15 protein-coding genes are annotated in these 16,692 nt (G+C 32.3%); 11 read left to right on the plus strand and 4 right to left on the minus strand.

The window, feature by feature from the left end; translation table 11 throughout:
- The first annotated feature begins 2 nt into the window (after positions 1-2).
- From AC3IPI_RS10270 to AC3IPI_RS10300, 7 genes are all read left to right on the plus strand, one after another.
- A complete protein-coding gene (locus AC3IPI_RS10270) occupies positions 3-1,535 on the plus strand; it encodes a transglutaminase domain-containing protein (RefSeq protein ID WP_489158861.1) in 1,533 nt (510 codons plus the stop codon).
- 26 nt (positions 1,536-1,561) lie between these two features.
- On the plus strand, positions 1,562-2,260 hold the full coding sequence (locus AC3IPI_RS10275; protein ID WP_489158863.1) for a hypothetical protein: 699 nt from the start codon (positions 1,562-1,564) through the stop codon (positions 2,258-2,260).
- A gap of 46 nt (positions 2,261-2,306) precedes the next feature.
- Entirely contained in the window at positions 2,307-3,767 is a 1,461-nt protein-coding gene (locus AC3IPI_RS10280) for a T9SS type A sorting domain-containing protein (RefSeq protein WP_489158865.1), read from the plus strand.
- A gap of 3 nt (positions 3,768-3,770) precedes the next feature.
- Positions 3,771-5,177 (plus strand): hypothetical protein, encoded by a 1,407-nt coding sequence (locus AC3IPI_RS10285; RefSeq protein WP_489158867.1) that lies wholly within the window; start codon positions 3,771-3,773, stop codon positions 5,175-5,177.
- Positions 5,178-5,194: 17 nt separating this feature from the next.
- Entirely contained in the window at positions 5,195-5,620 is a 426-nt protein-coding gene (locus AC3IPI_RS10290) for a hypothetical protein (RefSeq protein ID WP_039112244.1), read from the plus strand.
- A gap of 105 nt (positions 5,621-5,725) precedes the next feature.
- On the plus strand, positions 5,726-6,145 hold the full coding sequence (locus AC3IPI_RS10295) for a hypothetical protein (protein WP_489158869.1): 420 nt from the start codon (positions 5,726-5,728) through the stop codon (positions 6,143-6,145).
- 5 nt (positions 6,146-6,150) lie between these two features.
- A complete protein-coding gene (locus tag AC3IPI_RS10300) occupies positions 6,151-6,570 on the plus strand; it encodes a hypothetical protein (RefSeq protein WP_489158871.1) in 420 nt (139 codons plus the stop codon).
- 128 nt (positions 6,571-6,698) lie between these two features.
- Here AC3IPI_RS10300 and AC3IPI_RS10305 read toward each other — a convergent pair whose 3' ends face one another.
- A complete protein-coding gene (locus tag AC3IPI_RS10305) occupies positions 6,699-7,142 on the minus strand; it encodes a PepSY-like domain-containing protein (RefSeq protein WP_039112236.1) in 444 nt (147 codons plus the stop codon).
- Positions 7,143-7,344: 202 nt separating this feature from the next.
- On the opposite strand from AC3IPI_RS10305, the gene AC3IPI_RS10310 reads away from it, so the two are divergent.
- Both AC3IPI_RS10310 and AC3IPI_RS10315 read left to right on the plus strand, forming a co-directional pair.
- The gene (locus AC3IPI_RS10310) at positions 7,345-8,979 is read left to right on the plus strand and encodes an ABC-F family ATP-binding cassette domain-containing protein (protein WP_039112395.1); all 1,635 of its coding nucleotides are present in this window, start codon (positions 7,345-7,347) and stop codon (positions 8,977-8,979) included.
- A 245-nt stretch (positions 8,980-9,224) separates the two neighbouring features.
- Positions 9,225-10,343: a porin gene (locus AC3IPI_RS10315; protein ID WP_489158874.1), complete on the plus strand. Its 1,119-nt coding sequence runs from the start codon at positions 9,225-9,227 to the stop codon at positions 10,341-10,343.
- Positions 10,344-10,462: 119 nt separating this feature from the next.
- Here AC3IPI_RS10315 and AC3IPI_RS10320 read toward each other — a convergent pair whose 3' ends face one another.
- Genes AC3IPI_RS10320 through AC3IPI_RS10330 form a run of 3 tightly spaced genes read right to left on the minus strand, consistent with a single transcriptional unit; the run spans position 10,463 to position 13,974 of the window.
- Positions 10,463-11,620 (minus strand): ABC transporter permease, encoded by a 1,158-nt coding sequence (locus tag AC3IPI_RS10320; protein ID WP_489158876.1) that lies wholly within the window; start codon positions 11,618-11,620, stop codon positions 10,463-10,465.
- 2 nt (positions 11,621-11,622) lie between these two features.
- Entirely contained in the window at positions 11,623-12,576 is a 954-nt protein-coding gene (locus AC3IPI_RS10325) for an HlyD family secretion protein (RefSeq protein WP_323489670.1), read from the minus strand.
- A 12-nt stretch (positions 12,577-12,588) separates the two neighbouring features.
- The gene (locus AC3IPI_RS10330) at positions 12,589-13,974 is read right to left on the minus strand and encodes a TolC family protein (protein ID WP_489158878.1); all 1,386 of its coding nucleotides are present in this window, start codon (positions 13,972-13,974) and stop codon (positions 12,589-12,591) included.
- A 265-nt stretch (positions 13,975-14,239) separates the two neighbouring features.
- Between AC3IPI_RS10330 and AC3IPI_RS10335 the strand changes: the two genes are divergently transcribed.
- Together AC3IPI_RS10335 and AC3IPI_RS10340 are read left to right on the plus strand one after the other, a co-directional pair.
- Positions 14,240-15,436 carry a hypothetical protein gene (locus AC3IPI_RS10335; RefSeq protein ID WP_489158880.1) on the plus strand — a complete coding sequence of 399 codons (1,197 nt, stop codon included), beginning with the start codon at positions 14,240-14,242 and terminating at the stop codon, positions 15,434-15,436.
- Between the two features lie 116 nt (positions 15,437-15,552).
- Positions 15,553-16,674 carry a porin gene (locus AC3IPI_RS10340; RefSeq protein ID WP_240474685.1) on the plus strand — a complete coding sequence of 374 codons (1,122 nt, stop codon included), beginning with the start codon at positions 15,553-15,555 and terminating at the stop codon, positions 16,672-16,674.
- The last annotated feature ends 18 nt before the right edge of the window (positions 16,675-16,692 follow it).

Here is a 16,692-nt window from a genome sequence, read left to right on the forward strand (position 1 = left end):
TTATGGTAAGGGTAATTGTATTTAGTTGTTTATTGTTTTCTAAAACAATTTTTTCGCAATCGATTGCGAAAAATATTTTGACTAAAAATAAGTTAGAGGAAATTGTCACTGATCATTATCAATTCGATTCTCAAAAACAAGAAGCTACACGATTTTTAATATCAAATATGGATATTCAGTATGGGCAGGATTATAATTGGATAGACGAAAATTATAACAAAGTACCTTTTAACGAGCTTGATTATCCTAATATTGAAATTGCAGTTAAAGCATTCGAAAAATTAAAAGACAGTATCAAAATCACGCCAAAGTCTTATAAATTAAAAGACATAGAAGTGATAACTCCAGAGTTCCTGATTAAGAATATTGATTTAGCTTTTAATGTATGGAGAAATAATCCTTGGTCAAAATCATATGATTTTAATACATTTTGTGAATATATTTTGCCTTATCGAAGTTTAATAGAGCCACTGGAAGACTGGCGAGTAGACTATACTCTTTTGGTATCTGGTGCTATTAATACAGTTGAGAATAAGCAAGATCCGGTTGATGTTGCTACTCAAACGATTTTAGCCCTTAAGGATTTTAGGTTTTTGGATAAGCGACATGATCCGATTCCTTATTTAAGTCCAAAACAATTACTTTTTAGACGTGAGGGTGCCTGTGCAGATCTCGCTAATCTAACTTTGTTAGCTTGTAGAGCAATGGGATTGGCAGTGACTTTTGATTTTACTCCTTATTATGCAGCTTCTTCCAAAAGGCATTTTTGGGATACTATTATTGATGAAAGCGGGAAACATATTCCATTTAATGGAAACTGTTTTGGTAATCCTCAAGGTCTACCTTATGCTTACAATGCGACAGAAAAACGTCTTGGTAAAGTTTTCAGAAAAACCTATTCTATTCAGAAAAATGCTTTGGCTACAGTACGGGATAGTCTTTTAATACCAAATGGATTTTTGAGAGAGAAAAATATTCTGGATGTGACTTCAGAATACGTAACTACTGGAACGATAATTTATCCAATTGCTGCTACTAACAAGGAAAAAATTGGTTATCTCAATGTTTTTAATCTAGGAAAATGGAGTACTACCGATTGGGGGAAGAGATTGGGTAGCGGTATTGAATATCAAAATTTAGGAACTGATATTGTCTATTTGCCAAGTTTATATAATCCAGATACAAAAAAAATGAATTATGCCCCTTATCCAATTCTTTTAGATACTGATAAAAACCAACAATTGTTGCAACCTGATTATTCTAAAACTTTTTCATACAATATAAGCCGAGATAAGACTAAAAAAGGACCAACACTTGATTTTAATTCATTTGAAGTATTCGAAAATGAAATTTTTAGCCTTTATGTATGGGACAAAGGCTGGAAAAAAATAGAAGAGGCTAAGGCTCAAAGTGATTTTATTAGTTTTTCTAAAATGCCTGATAATGGGTTGTTTTTAGTGTTATGCCCAAAAAGTAATGGTTATGAACGCATTTTTCGAATTAATAGCAAGACAAAGCAAATAGAATGGTACTAATTTCTAACCAATTTAAAAACTATAATATGAATAAACACACACATCTAGTTTTAGTAATTCTCTTGTTTACAATGGGAATTCGTGCGCAAAATATTAAAGAATCTGAAAAAACGAGCGTTACCAATAAAGAAGTTTATATGCCAAATGAAAAAGAAAGTTTAACGGAGTCTGCCATTAAACAGAATTTTTATCAAAATGCTAAACAAGCTGGTCTTAACGAAGAAAAAACAAAGGAATTGCTCAAAATAATAGATGAAAGAAATCAGGTCTTAAAAGATTTGGATGCAAAAAAGAAACAAGCGTATGCTCCATTCAGTATTCAGGATCCAGGGACACTTTACAATTTTAAAATTAATGAAGCTAGAAACTATTATGCCAAAAAAATTAATGGTTCACTTACTTATAAGCAATACTGCTATTTTGCAATGTCTGATTATAAAGTTGAAACAAAAGAAAAAGTTGATTTAGAATACACGCGATTGTTTAATGGAAATCCTAATTTAACTAAGGATCAGCAAACCAAATTATACAGTTTAATTTACGATTATCATCTAAATCATTATTTAACGACTGCTTATTATAGTTTTGATAAAACGATACAAAAACCCAAGTTAGGAATGCTAAGATTCAATTTTGAAAAAGAATTCGCGAAATTTTGCAAAGAGTATAATATCAAAACATCAGAAATTAATACTACTAAAAATAACGGTTTTGAGTGGAATTAAAATGGTTCCAGTATTGAATGAATATTAATTAATAATCAATGTAATTATGAAAAAGAAGTACACACTTATTCTTTTGTTTGTAGCTCTGGGAGCTATTGCACAAGTTGATTGCAAAGTTAGGACGCAACAAGCCACAGAGATTTTAAATAGCAAGAATCTTTATAAAGATTACGGCTCTATTTTTTATGAGATATTGCCCTGTGCTGAATTAGGAGACCCAGTTACTCAAAATAATATAGGACTCATGTATGCAAATGGATTAGGCATTGAAAAAGATGAATCCAAAGGATTTGCTTATATAGAGCAAGCAGCCAAAAGTGGTAATGCTATTGGGCAGTATAATCTTGGGGAATTGTATAGAAAAGGGCAAGGTTGTGCGCTTGATATGGATAAAGCGGTAGAGTGGTATCAAAAATCAGCCGACCAAAAATACGCTAGAGCAACTTATATACTGGGTTATATGCATTTAAAAGGTTTTGGTGTACATCAGGATTATGACGAAGCCATTTCATGGTTTAAAAAAAGTGATTATGCTATGGCAAAACACTGGTTGGGTGTGTGTTACTATTTAGGTTATGGTGTACCGCAGGATACAGATAAAGCGCTGGAATATTTGTATGGTAATACAACGCTTAACAGCAGAGCTTTTTTGAGTAATTTAAAAATTGAAAAAAGGAATCAGGTTTTAAATCAGGCAGACAATGCTATAAACGAAGCCAATAAGGGAGATAAAAGAATTAATCCTGATATAATCGCTGAAAGTAGGGAAATAATAAGTTCTGATGAAGCAGAAAACCAAAACATAAAAATAAAAAATATTCTTGGGGAGTGGACAGGGCGATTGATAGAATATGACTGGTCTGGAACTACACCTTTACGAGTTTTGCCAATAGCCGTAAGTTTTAGTAAAAGTAAGCAAGGAGATTTGCAGACTAAAATAAATTTTGAAGGCAAAACTTTTGAAGACTTAGCTTTATTTAAGGATAATAATCTTTTTGTTAATGATTTTAAATTTACACTAGACCAATTATACCTTCATAATTTTAAAAATGATAAACTAGAATATGCTGTTTTAGGAATGAATTTAAGTCAAAAAAACTATAATGATATTCCTTATTTATTAGTAAATGTAGATAGTTTTATTGAGTATTGGAAAGAACCTGGACCACCAATATCATTAGTGTTACGACCAAAAAATAATATAGTATTGGCAGAAGATGAAGCATTGTTACTGGCATTGGCTTCACAAAAAAACGAATTTATAAAAGTGTATCCTGTACCGTTTAACGAGCAATTGTATGTTGGTTTTGAGCTACAAGAACCAGCCAAAGTACAAGTAAAACTTATAAGTGTGGCTAATGCGCAAACAATGCAAGTGGCTGCAACAAGCTTAGGCTCAGGAAGACAATCTTATACTGTAAATACGACCAATTTACCCAATGGATTTTATGTGGTACAGGTGCAGGAAAATGAAAAAACACACACTCGAATCGTAATAAAACAATAAGCTATGAGAAATATTTTAATAAAAATAAATAGTAAATGGGTTGTACTATTTTTACTATTATTGGGTAGTATTGCTGGGAACGCACAAGGGAGCGAGTTTGACGATAACTTTGATTTTAATGGACTTAATGAGTTAGATGAACTAGGTGTCCCTGGCTATAATCCAGGAGATTCTGATTATTACGCATTTGCTGATTTTGGTAATTGGGGAGACTATAATGGATATACTGGTAATGGTCATAATGATTTTGATTCTGGTGGAAGCAATTCTAATAGTGGGAATAATGATAAGGGTTCTGGTGGCTCTAGTGGTGGTGGCTCAAACAGGGTAACAACTTCAGAAATTGTTTTGACAAAAAAGGTTCAGCCGGGAGAAAATCATACTCAAAAAATAAAAGTTTTAAGAGATTCACAAAGCAAAATTGAAGTTTTTGTTTCGCAAATAGTAATAAATGGTGTAGTAATAGGAACGGTAACTTTTTCTAATCCGCAAGTAGAGAATGGAGCACATCTCTATACTAGATTAACTGTCGAAATTTATTCTAATTCGCCAATAGGTGTCACTAGTATAACATCTATACAAAATGATGGTAATAGAGATTATGATAAAATCTCAAAAGGCAACACATCTAATGTTAACCAGGTTGTAATGGCAGATTTAAGTAATTTTAAAGATATAGGAGTAGTTGAGTTTTATGTTCCTTTTAATGAAGATGAAGATTTAGTTATTACAGGAACAACATCTACAAACAGACATTCAGAAACTAAAGATCCTTGTGTAGTTGCCAAAGAACTGACTGCTTTATCAAATAATCAAACGTATAAAAAAGCGGTACAAGATATTAAACTAGCTGCTGCTGATAAATTAGAACACAGTATTACGTTAGGAAAAAATGCAGCTGGAGAAGTTACAGCCGCACCTATGAATAATGGCACAGCCAATAGTGTAAAAGTAAATGATACTTGGGAGCGATCTTTTACCGTACTGCACAATCACCCAAGTGATACTGCACCATCTAGTGGTGATATATTAACGCTCACTGAATACAATATTAAAAATAACAATTTTAACACGATTTATGCCATTACACAAAAGGAAATGTATGTTATAGCAGTAACTAATTTAGAGGCAGCCCAAATTTTTTCTGCTAAATATCTGGCTAATTTGAGACCTGGTATTGATGGTGAATATCCTGATTTTATGTTGAAGGAAATGAGTAAATTTTTCTATAATATGGATTCATATAATTTTGAAGCACAAGCAAAGGCCAAAGCTTTTGTTGTTAATAAATACAATGGAGGAATTACCTTTTTCAAACAGGATAATAAAGGGGTATTCTATCCGCTCACTACAAAAGAAGTTAAACAAGCAAACGGGTCTAAAAAATATACTTTAATCCCTTGTACTTAATACTAAAATAAAAAAAAATGAAAAATATTTTAAAGATTTTCGTAATAGTATGTTTCTTATTGCAAAACAATAGTTATGCACAACAATTTATATCTAGTACTAGTCAGGTTTACAGATTAGAACAAAATGAAGAATTGTTTATCAATAAACCGTTAAAAGATTTACTGAAGGAAATAAAACCAGAAATAAAAACAGCTGTTGTATTTAATAGTGAGAATTCTTTTGTTTTTGTCTTTTCTTTTGCAACTTTAGAACAGCAAAGAAAAAATGAAGGAGCTATTGAAGATCGTGTTTCGTTGATTGTACAAGTTAAGGAATTTATTCCCTGGAATTGGGATGAAAGGACTAAAGGAACTGAATTGAATTGGACAACAAATGACGCAAATAAATTTGCTGATTATATTGTTGTCCGCATTGGTGTTGTACCTGAAACTGAGGATTAATTCTTACTTCATGAATAACAGATAAAAATGATTTTTTTGCAGCTAACTTAAAAATTAGCTACAAAATTAAATTTCCCTCAGGATTATTATCATTAATGTAAAAACATGAAAAATATTTTAATTTTTTTTGCAATACTACTATTCTATAATAATAGTATTGCACAACAATTGGTATACAATACCAGTCAGGTTTATTTATTAGAACAAAATGAAGAACAGTTTATTAATAAATCGTTAAAAAATTTGCTAAAAGAGATAAAACCAGAAATAAAGACTGCTACAGTATTCAATAACGAAAATTCTTCTCTTTTTATTTTTAAGTTTACAACTTTAGATAAGCAAAGAAAAAGAGAAGGTGCTATTGAAGACCGATTATCACTTATCGTATTTGTAAATGAGATTGTAAATTGGAATTGGAAAGAAAGGCCTAAAGGAGCTGAATTGAATTGGACACCAAACGACGCACAAAAATTTGCTGATTATATTATATTTGATATTGAAGTTGTTCCCTTTAGTCAAGATTAAGAGAGATGAAAAAAAGCTTAATATTTTTCGCAATACTACTATTCTGTAATAGTAGTATTGCACAACAATTAGTACACAATACTAGTCAGGTTTATTTATTAGAACAAAATAAAGAACGGTTTATTAATAAACCTTTGAAAGATTTACTCAAGGAAATAAAACCAGAAATAAAGACTGCTACTGTATTTAATAAGGAGGCTTCATCTCTTTTTGGTTTTAAATTTACAACTTTAGCTCAACAAAGAAAAAATGAAGGGGCTATTGTAGACCGTGTGACACTTTTAGTTTTTGTAAAAGAATACATTCCTTGGAATTGGGATGAGAGGGCTAAAGGTACTGAATTGAATTGGACACCAAATGATGCACAAAAATTTGCTGATTATATTGTAACGCATATTGCTGTTGTAGCTGAAAGTGAGGATTAAGAGAGATGAAAAAACAGAGTTTGTTAAAAATTAAAAGCACAGTTCTCACTGTGCTTTTAATTTTTGTATCACTTTTTTAGACAAATATAATTTGTCAGTTGTACAAGAATAATACTTTTCAAATTTCACTAATTAGCAATCTTGATAAATTCCCCTTTCGGATTAAATTTTAATTCTAAACCACTGCTCAGTTTTGCTTCATAGCCCAAAGTTTCTTTCTCTATTTTTGTTATTTTGTCTTTAGCAAAATTAGTTTTTACGTAAGTAGTAATCTTTGCAGGAACAATAGCTGTGGGAATAGCTGTGTTTTTTCCATCAACTTCTTTCCAGTTTCCTTTTCCATCAAATTCAATTTGAAGATTATTTGCAAATTGAACTTTGTACTCTTTAGATAAGATTTCTTTATCCTCAAGAATATAAGTTGGTTCTTGTCCAGCGAAGTGAGTTTTCAAAAAAGTTTGTGCATTTGCCGGTAATGCAGCTTTTTTAATTACCGTTTTTTGAGCATTTGCAGAAAGTCCAAATATTAATCCTGCAATTAGGCAAGCTGCCAAGTTTAATTTCGTTCTCATAATTTTCTGATTTTTAAATTCTTATACAAGATATAACTAAAATTTTAAAAGATGTAGGAATAATTGTAAAACTTAAAAAAAACGAAGATGTCGGAGATGTAATTGTATTGTCTAATACTCTAATTAATCTATCTTTGCGCTTTTAAAAAAATACTTGCTAAGAAGTTAAAAATCTAAGCAGTCTAAAAATCTACAAGTCAAAATGATTACAGTTAATGATATCTCAGTTCAGTTTGGTGGAACTACACTTTTTAGCGATGTTTCTTTTGCTATAAATGAAAATGATAAAATTGCCCTTATGGGTAAAAATGGTGCGGGAAAATCGACACTTTTAAAAATAATAGCAGGACAAAGCAAGCCTTCTACTGGAAGTATCTCGGCTCCAAAAGATGCTGTTGTGGCTTATTTGCCTCAGCATTTATTGACCAAAGATGGATCAACTGTAATGGAAGAAGCTTCAAAAGCTTTTGGCGAGATTTTTCAAATGAAAGCTGAAATTGATGAAATCAATGAGCAATTAACCGTTCGTACTGATTACGAAAGTGATGCTTACATGAAATTAATCGAAAGAGTTTCGGACTTAAGCGAGAAGTTTTATGCTATTGAAGAAGTAAATTATGAGGCTGAAGTGGAGAAAATTTTAGTTGGTTTAGGTTTCGAACGTGAAGATTTTACACGCCAGACTTCAGAGTTTTCTGGAGGATGGAGAATGCGAATAGAGTTGGCTAAAATTCTTTTGCGTAAGCCAGACTTAATTTTGCTAGATGAGCCTACCAACCACATGGATATTGAGAGTATTCAATGGTTAGAGGAGTTTTTGATAAATTCAGCAAAAGCAGTTGTGGTAATTTCACACGATAGAGCGTTTGTAGATAATATTACCAATCGTACTATTGAGGTTACAATGGGAAGAATCTATGATTATAAAGCAAAGTATTCTCATTATTTAGAGTTAAGAAAAGATCGTCGTATACACCAACAAAAAGCTTACGATGAGCAACAAAGAATGATTGCTGATAATAGAGCATTTATTGATCGTTTTAAAGGAACATTTTCTAAAACAGATGCGGTTCAATCTCGTGTTAAAATGTTAGAGAAATTAGTTATCGTACAAGTTGATGAAGTTGATAATTCGGCATTAAAATTAAAATTCCCGCCAGCAGCACGATCAGGGCAATATCCTGTAGTGGTGAAAGATTTATCAAAATCTTATGGTGATCACGTGGTTTTTAAAGATGCTAATATTGTTATCGAAAGAGGACAGAAAGTAGCTTTCGTAGGTAAAAATGGTGAAGGAAAATCGACTATGATTAAAGCCATCATGAAAGAAATTGGTATTGATGAAGGAAGTGTTGATATTGGACATAACTCACAAATTGGGTATTTTGCACAAAACCAAGCTTCTTTATTAGATGAAAATGCAACAATTTTTGAAACTATCGATGCTATTGCAGTTGGAGATGTTCGTACACAAATTAAGAATATTCTTGGAGCTTTTATGTTTCAGGGAGATGATATTACTAAGAAGGTAAAAGTGCTTTCAGGAGGAGAGAAAACACGTTTGGCAATGATAAAATTATTGCTGGAACCAGTTAACTTATTAATTCTGGATGAGCCTTCGAATCACTTAGATATGAAAACTAAAGATATTATTAAAGATGCATTACGTGATTTTGATGGTACTTTAATCTTAGTATCTCACGATCGTGATTTCCTTGACGGATTAGCGACTAAAGTTTTCGAATTTGGAAACAAACGTGTTAAAGAGCATTTTGAAGATGTTGCTGGATTCCTGGCACATAAAAAGATGGACTCTATGAGAGAAATCGAAAAATAATCTAGTTATAACATAATAATAAAAAGAGCGCAAGTTAATTCTAGCGCTTTTTTTTGTTTGATATTTTTAAGAAAATAATTGTTAAATAAATATAAGTACATGATATAAGTCAGATTAAAGACTACTTAGATTAGATAATTTTGTTGTAAGAAAAAAGCTGTTTTATGGCTTTAGTTTTATTAAAGAAAAATATATCTAAATTTTTATTCATGGATTTTTTAAATAATTTTTTTTCAAAAAAGGTTATGTTTCTAATCTTTTTATTGCCTTTTTTCTCGAATGGACAAATTGCAGAACCTGGTTCTCAAAATGAAGTTAAGTATCCACAATTTAAATTTCAAGGACTTTTTCAGGGGCGTTATTTAAGTGATTTAACTCAAGGTATAGACGCGACAACTGGTTTACAACATGCAGATGGTAATGCAGTAGAAAACACATTCGACATTAAAAGGATGCGTTTAGGGTTAACCACTAAATTGGGAGAAGGGTTTGATATTGTTGTTCTGGCTAATTTTGCAGACTTTAAATCGGATCCTAAAGGAAAAGTTTTAGAGAATGCTTTTGCAAGGTATATCTTTAATAATGAAATAGGTTTTATTTTGGGGCAGTTTAGGCCAGCTTTCGGAATCGAGGAATTAAATCCTGCCGATATTCTAAAATCATTTGATTATTCTAACCAATATACCGAATTTGGAAACAATGGTTGGACAAGTTTTCAAATCGGAGCTTCTGTGTTTGGAGGGTTTGATTTGGGGAAAATCCCTATTAGTTATACTTTTTCTGCTGTAAATGGTAATGGTAGAGATCAAGTATCGGATAAAGATGATGGTAAGCAATATTCTTCTCGTCTTGCCTTAGAATTAAATAAAAAGCATAATATCAATTTTGGAATTAATGGAGGTATTGGAGAAGTTTTTAATACCAAAATCTTTGCTGTAGGATTAGATTTCACGATTGATTTTAAATTAACGGATAAATTAAAATTAGAAACTCAGCTTGAAGCAAAACAAGGAACAAATCATTATTTGTATTATTCGCTAGCGGAAGATTCGAGAACAGGAAATGTTAATGATTATGAAATGCGAGGAGGATATTTTTTACCAAATTTGCGATATGAAATTCAATATCAAAAACTAACGGCTATAGAATTTTCTTGTCGATATGAGTATTTTGACAGAAGTTTTAAAATTAATTCAAACGCAAGACAAACGTATACACCAATGGCAGGTTTAGAATTTGGGAAAGGATATATAGGACGTATAGAAATGGGAATTCAATTTGATAATTATAAACGCAATGTGCCTAATACTACGACATATGATAATAACTTGTTTGTCATACAGTTTCAAGGGCGATTTTTTTAATGAGTAATTGCAATGTTGTAATCTATTTGTCTTGGATAAATTAATAGGATATGAGTCGGAACTTAAAACGGCATAAGAATTAATTCTTATGCCGTTTTTTATAGAGTAAATAAAAGAGTTTAAGCTTCTTTTAAAACATTTTTCTTTTTAAAGTATAAAGCAATATAGGCAGCAATAGAACATACTACACCTATAATTATCATGTTCCAGATAGGTCTTGTAGTTTGAGAAAAAGTTCCGTCCTCAATAATTAATATTCTAAAAGCTTTTAAGAAATGTGTTAACGGAATTACATTGGCAATTGCCTGAACTGCTTGTGGCATTTGGCTTAAAGGCCAAGTAAAACCGCTTAGGATAAAACTGGGTGTTGCAATTACCATTAAAATCTCAGTAGCTTTTAATTGATTCGGAACTAAAATACTCACGAGAATCCCAATAAAGGAAACGGAGAGTACAAATATTCCTGCTATAAATGTGAGAGGAAGCAGGTTGTCGTAAAAAGGTAATCTGAACCATAATGTAAAAAGCCAATATATAAACCAAATACCAAAACTCATTAGCATATAAGGAATGATTTTTACAGCTAGTAAATTTAAAATTGAAGGACATCTTTTTACAAGATCTTTAAATGTTCCATTTTCAAATTCGGAAGCAAAAGAAAGGGCTAATCCTAATAATAAAACTTGCTGTAAAACAGTTGCTAAAACTCCTGGCCAAAGAAAATACATATAGTTGGTGCTTCGATTATATTTTTTGATAAAAGTAGTTTTGAACGGTTCATATTGCGACATCAGTAAATTTTCGGGAACACCTTGTTTTCTTAAAGTTTCAATTTGAATACCGGCTTTTAATGTTCCAAGGCAAATTTGTATGGCCGTCGATGCATAATTGGCGGTTAGAACATTAGATGCATTTACTATAGTAGTAATTTCAGGATACTTTTTTGTGAGAGTCATTTTCTCGAAATCTTTCGGAATAATAACAACACAAGTCGCGCCTTTTTCGATAGCAATCTTGGAAAGATTATTCTGGTCGTATAGAACGGAAGCTATAGATAAAACCTCATTATCCTGAAACATCTGAATTGCTTTTGAACTTAATTCCGTTCTGTCCTGATCAACAACAAGTATGGGTAAATCGGTTACTTTACCTTTGCCGTAAACATAACCCAGCAAGACTCCATAAAGTATTGGCGCACCAATAAAGAGCAATCGAAGCACTTTATTGCTCCAAAATAATCGGAATTCCCGTTTAAGCAATGAAAAGAAATTTTGCATAGTTAAAGAGATAAAGTAACGGTTGTTTTTGTAATTAAATCTTTTGTTTCGTCATGATTGGAAGGCGTTATTTTTATTTCGAATAAACTTTCCTGCATTTCATAATCTGGGTATGCAGTTGCTATGTTTCCGTATGCTCCCAGTTGTTTTATAGTACTAATGCTTCCTTTTATATCTGTTTTTTTATAAGGAACATGTACAGTTACTTCTTGTCCTTTTTTGAGTTTTCCTAATTGATTTTCGGGTATTGTAAAACGAAAGTAAGTACTGTTGGCAACATAACCATTAAATAAAGTGTAGCCAGGTAAAGCCAGTTCACCAATAGTTAATGTAATGGTTTCAATGCTCATATTTTGTGGCGCAATAATATAACGTTCCTGGTCGGCAGTTTCTACTTCTTGCAATGCACCCAGCGCTCTGTCTTGTTGTCCCAGCGCCATGGTTTGTTGTTCTATGCGAGCTCCTTTTTTTGCATCATCTAGTTCGGCAATAACAGCATTGTATTGCGCTTGAGCTCCTTGATATTTAGCAAAAGTTTCGTCATAAGTTTGTTGTGATATTAAGGAGTCTTTGAGCATGTTTGTTAATCGTTTAATCGATTTTTGTGCAAACTCATATTGTTCCTTTAATCCCATTTTTTTAGCTTCAAGCTGCTTAATCTGATTTTCTGTTGCGCCTTTTACAGCCATTTTATATTGCGCTTTCGCAGATATCACAGCTCCTTCAGCTTGATTTTTTTTAGCATCTACTTCTGGGATATCAAGTATAGCCAGCGTATCTCCTTTTTGGACAATATCTCCTTCTTTGACATAGATTTTTAAAATCTTACCAGGGATTTTGCTTACAACTGCAATTTGTTCTTTTTCTATTTTCCCTTGAATTAAATCTTCTTTTTTTGCTTTTTCACAACTTGTAAAAATGAAGATTAAAATGACTATTATAATTGCTTTTTTCATAGAATAGAACTTTTATTTAGATAATTTTTTTGATAAATCGCCAGTGGCAATTATTGTTTCAATAGCCGATAATCGTTGCTCGATTAAAGTAGTAGTTTTATTTACAGATGCTTTATAAGAATCGTTTTCGGCTTCAAGACGTTCCGATATATTGATAAGACCTTCCTTGTATTGTTTTATAGCTAGATTTAAATTATTGCCTGCTACTTTTTCTTGTTGTTGGGTAATATCAATTTTTTGTGTTAGAACGCTGTAATCAACAAAGTTTTTTTCGAGGAGTAATTCTAGTTTTTCTTTAGTGTCATCAATTTGATTTTGCATCTGCTCGATGTTTATTTTGGCCTCATGTACTTTGTGTTTTCTTTCAAAACCCGAAAAAACTTCCCATTTCATTGCAGCTCCGACAACCCAGTTGTTACTTATGGTGGCTTCGTTTAGCCCTAAATATAAAGCTTGATTTATTCCTGTAACTATTGGGGTTGTTGCATTGGCATTAAATAAACTGGAGTAAGAAACTCCTCCAAACGCTCCTAAAGTTGGTAAATAGGTGCCTTTTTCTTTTTTTAATAAATACTCGTAAGCTGTTTTAAACGATTCTAAGGCTTTAATTTCCTGTTTGTTTTGAGTGCTTAATTTTTCATCGGTAATTAAATAAGGAACTAAATTGTATTGAACATTGTCTATTTCGGTAATAGAATAGCCAGTTAAGTACTGAATTTTTTTATAAATTAATCTTCGTTTTCCATCCAGCTCAATTTTTTTGGATGCCAATTCTAGTGAAGCTAATTTAATTTTATCTCTGTCGTATGGAATTGCCAGACCTTGTTCTATTGCTTTTGTAACGCGTTTAGTTTCGGTATCTAATCGTTTTTCGCTCTCTTTTATCAGTTTGTCTATTTCCTTTAATAGTTCTAATTGATCAAAGGTGTTAATGACATCTTTGATGATTCCGTCTTTCTCGGATTCTTTTAAGAATACTGTTCCTTTGGATTTTTCTTGTATGGCTTTTGCGCCATTAGGAATTTGCATACCGCTAAACAATACCGTTTTTGCCATAACGCTCCCATTAAAAATGTTTCCGTAATTTTTAAAAGCCGTTTTACCATCAAAAAGCGGATAGTTTACAATAGGTACAGTAGCTGTAGGAAGATCTACGGTTAGTTTGTTATCAAAATAAGTATATAAAGCACTTGCTTCGACTGTAGGGATGTATTTATTCCAGACTCCTTTTTCCTGAAGATTCAATTTTTCAATATCTAAATCTTTATTTTTTAAAGAGGTGCTTTTTTCTATGGCTTTATAAATAGCATCTTCAAGAGTTGGTGAAACTTCTATCTGGGCATATCCATAAGTTAGGGAAAGGAAAAAAAAGAAAATAGGTAAATGTTTTCTCATCATAATTTTGTTTCTATAATTATATGATAAATTGTAAACGGATTTTTGTAAGGTATTACAAGTAGAATAAGCGTATGCGAAATACGGTTATTTACAAAGTTAAGGATATAAGTCTTACATTTTATGTTTTATCTATAGTAAAATAGGGAGCTTAATTGAAAACTTTTCCGTAAGTTTTATTGAAAATAGAAAGTTGTAGGATGTTGCTAAACTTTGTCTGTTTTTTTATACCTTAGTAAGCGTATTTATAAATTAACTAATTATTAACATGAAAAAAAGTATATTATATCTAGCTATTGTGTTGACTAGTTTTTTTAGTCTTCCTATATTATCTCAAACAGATAATGAGCCTGTTGCTTTAGGTTTGCCAGGAGATAACCTTAATTTATATGCAGTATTAGATATTTTTCAAAAGTCTAAAACTTTGGAAGATTTTGAAAAAGCATTGAATGATCCTGATAATAAGGTTAATAATTTAGATTTAAATAATGATGGAGAAATCGACTACCTCGAGGTAGAAGGACATAAAGAAGGGAATACCCATGTTATTGTGCTTCAGGTTGCGGTAAGTAGCAAAGAAACACAAGATATTGCTGTTATTGAGGTTGATAAAGATAAGAAAGGAAATATACATGTTCAGGCTATTGGAGACGAAGATTTATATGGTAAAAACTATATAGTTGAGCCTGCAGATACAGCTTCGGGAACACCTAACCCTGGTTATAAAGGAGAACCTACGGTAATTGTAAATAATAACACAACCAATAATTACAATACTACAACTAGCCCAAGTTATGTAAGTACAAGTGTAAGTGCATGGCCAGTAATTTTGTTTTTGTTTTCTCCTATATATGTAGCGTATAGATCTCCTTGGCATTGGGGGTATTATCCTCCGTACTGGCGTCCTTGGCGTCCAGTTTATTATCATGATTATTGGGGATATCACGGACATTATTACAGAAATCCTTATTATCGTAGAACAGCCGTTATAAGAAACCCTAGATACTATAATAATTATGTTTCTAGAAGAAATACATCTGTAGTTGTTAGAGACAACCGAGTTAACGGACGATATAATACGACCTATAATGGTAGGGATTATAAAAGACCAGCGCCAGTTACAACTACTAGACCAAATAGACCGGGAGGAACAACCAGACCAGGTACTACTCGACCTACAAATCCAACTACTAGACCAGGAGGTACAACTAGGCCAGTAACACGTCCTACAAATCCATCGACTAGACCGGGAACAGGTACAACAAGACCAGTCACACGTCCTGTTACTCCTACAAACCCAACTACAAGACCAGTTGTTAGGCCAACTAATCCAGGAACTACGCGACCAACAACCCGTCCTGTAACTCCAACGACTAGACCAACAACGCGTCCTGTAACAAGACCAACGACGACACCAAGGCCAGCGACACCGAGACCTGCAAATAATGGTACAAATCGAAGATAGATCTAAAAAAACGAGACTGAGTTTTAAACTCAGATAATATATACACGCCTAATTTTATATTTAAGAAGCTTATGGGGAAAACTATGCTAGCTAGAGTTGTTTTTATATTTCTGATAATGCCATTTTTTTTGATAGCTCAATCTGTGAAGGATACAGTGAAGGTTGAACTGAAAGAAAAGGAGAAAGAAAAAGAAGTGGTATACCCAAAATTTAAATTTAAAGGGCTTTTGCAAGTACGTTTTCTGGGGTCGATTACAGATAATGTTGATGTTTTAGGAGTTCAGCATACTACCGGAGAAGTAACAAGGAGTTCTTTTGATATAAAAAGAATGCGTGTAAGTGTTGCTGCAAATTTAAGTGAGCATACCGAAGTTGTTGTATTGGTGAATTTAGCCGATTTTAAATCGGATCCCCAGAACAAAGTGTTAGAGAATGCTTACGCAAAATATACTTTTAATAAATATATTGCTTTTACAGGTGGTCAGTTTCGACCAGGTTTTGGTATAGAAGAAAGTGTTCCTGTAGATATCATAAAGTCATTTGATTTCTCGAATCAATATTATGAGTTTGGAAAGAATGGATGGACAAGTTTTCAGATTGGAGCTTCGATGACAGGATCTGCAGATCTTGGGAATATCCCTGTAAATTATGCTGTTTCGGTTTTAAATGGAAATGGGAGAAATCAAAATATGGATAAAGACAGTGGGAAGCAATATTCTACCCGTGTTGTTTTTGGATTATCGAAAAAACACCATCTTAATTTGGGACTTAATGGAGGAACCGGAAAGGTTTATACCAGTGATGTATTTGCTTTAGGAGCAGATATTGCTGCCGACTTTAAATTAACAGATAAACTTTCTCTGGATACTCAATTCGAAATCAAGCAAGGAACCAATCATAATTTATATTATTCACTTCCTGTGGATGCCCGTACTGCCAATGTGAATGATTACCAAATGCGAGGTTTTTATTTTTTACCTAATTTTAGATATGTAATCAATTATAAGAAACTTACATCTCTGGAATTTTCTGCCAGATATGAATATTTTGATTCGAGTTTTAAAGTAGATTCAAACGTAAGGCAAACACTTACGCCAATGTTAAGTTTAGAATTTGGAAAAGCCTATACAGGACGAATCGAAATGGGAGTTGAAATTGATAGGTACACCAAGAATATTCCTAATACAAGCTATTATGATAAAGAACTATTTATTATACAATTTCAATGCAGGCTTTAGTTTAAATTAATCTCTATT

The organism is Flavobacterium sp. GL_143, from assembly GCF_057834355.1.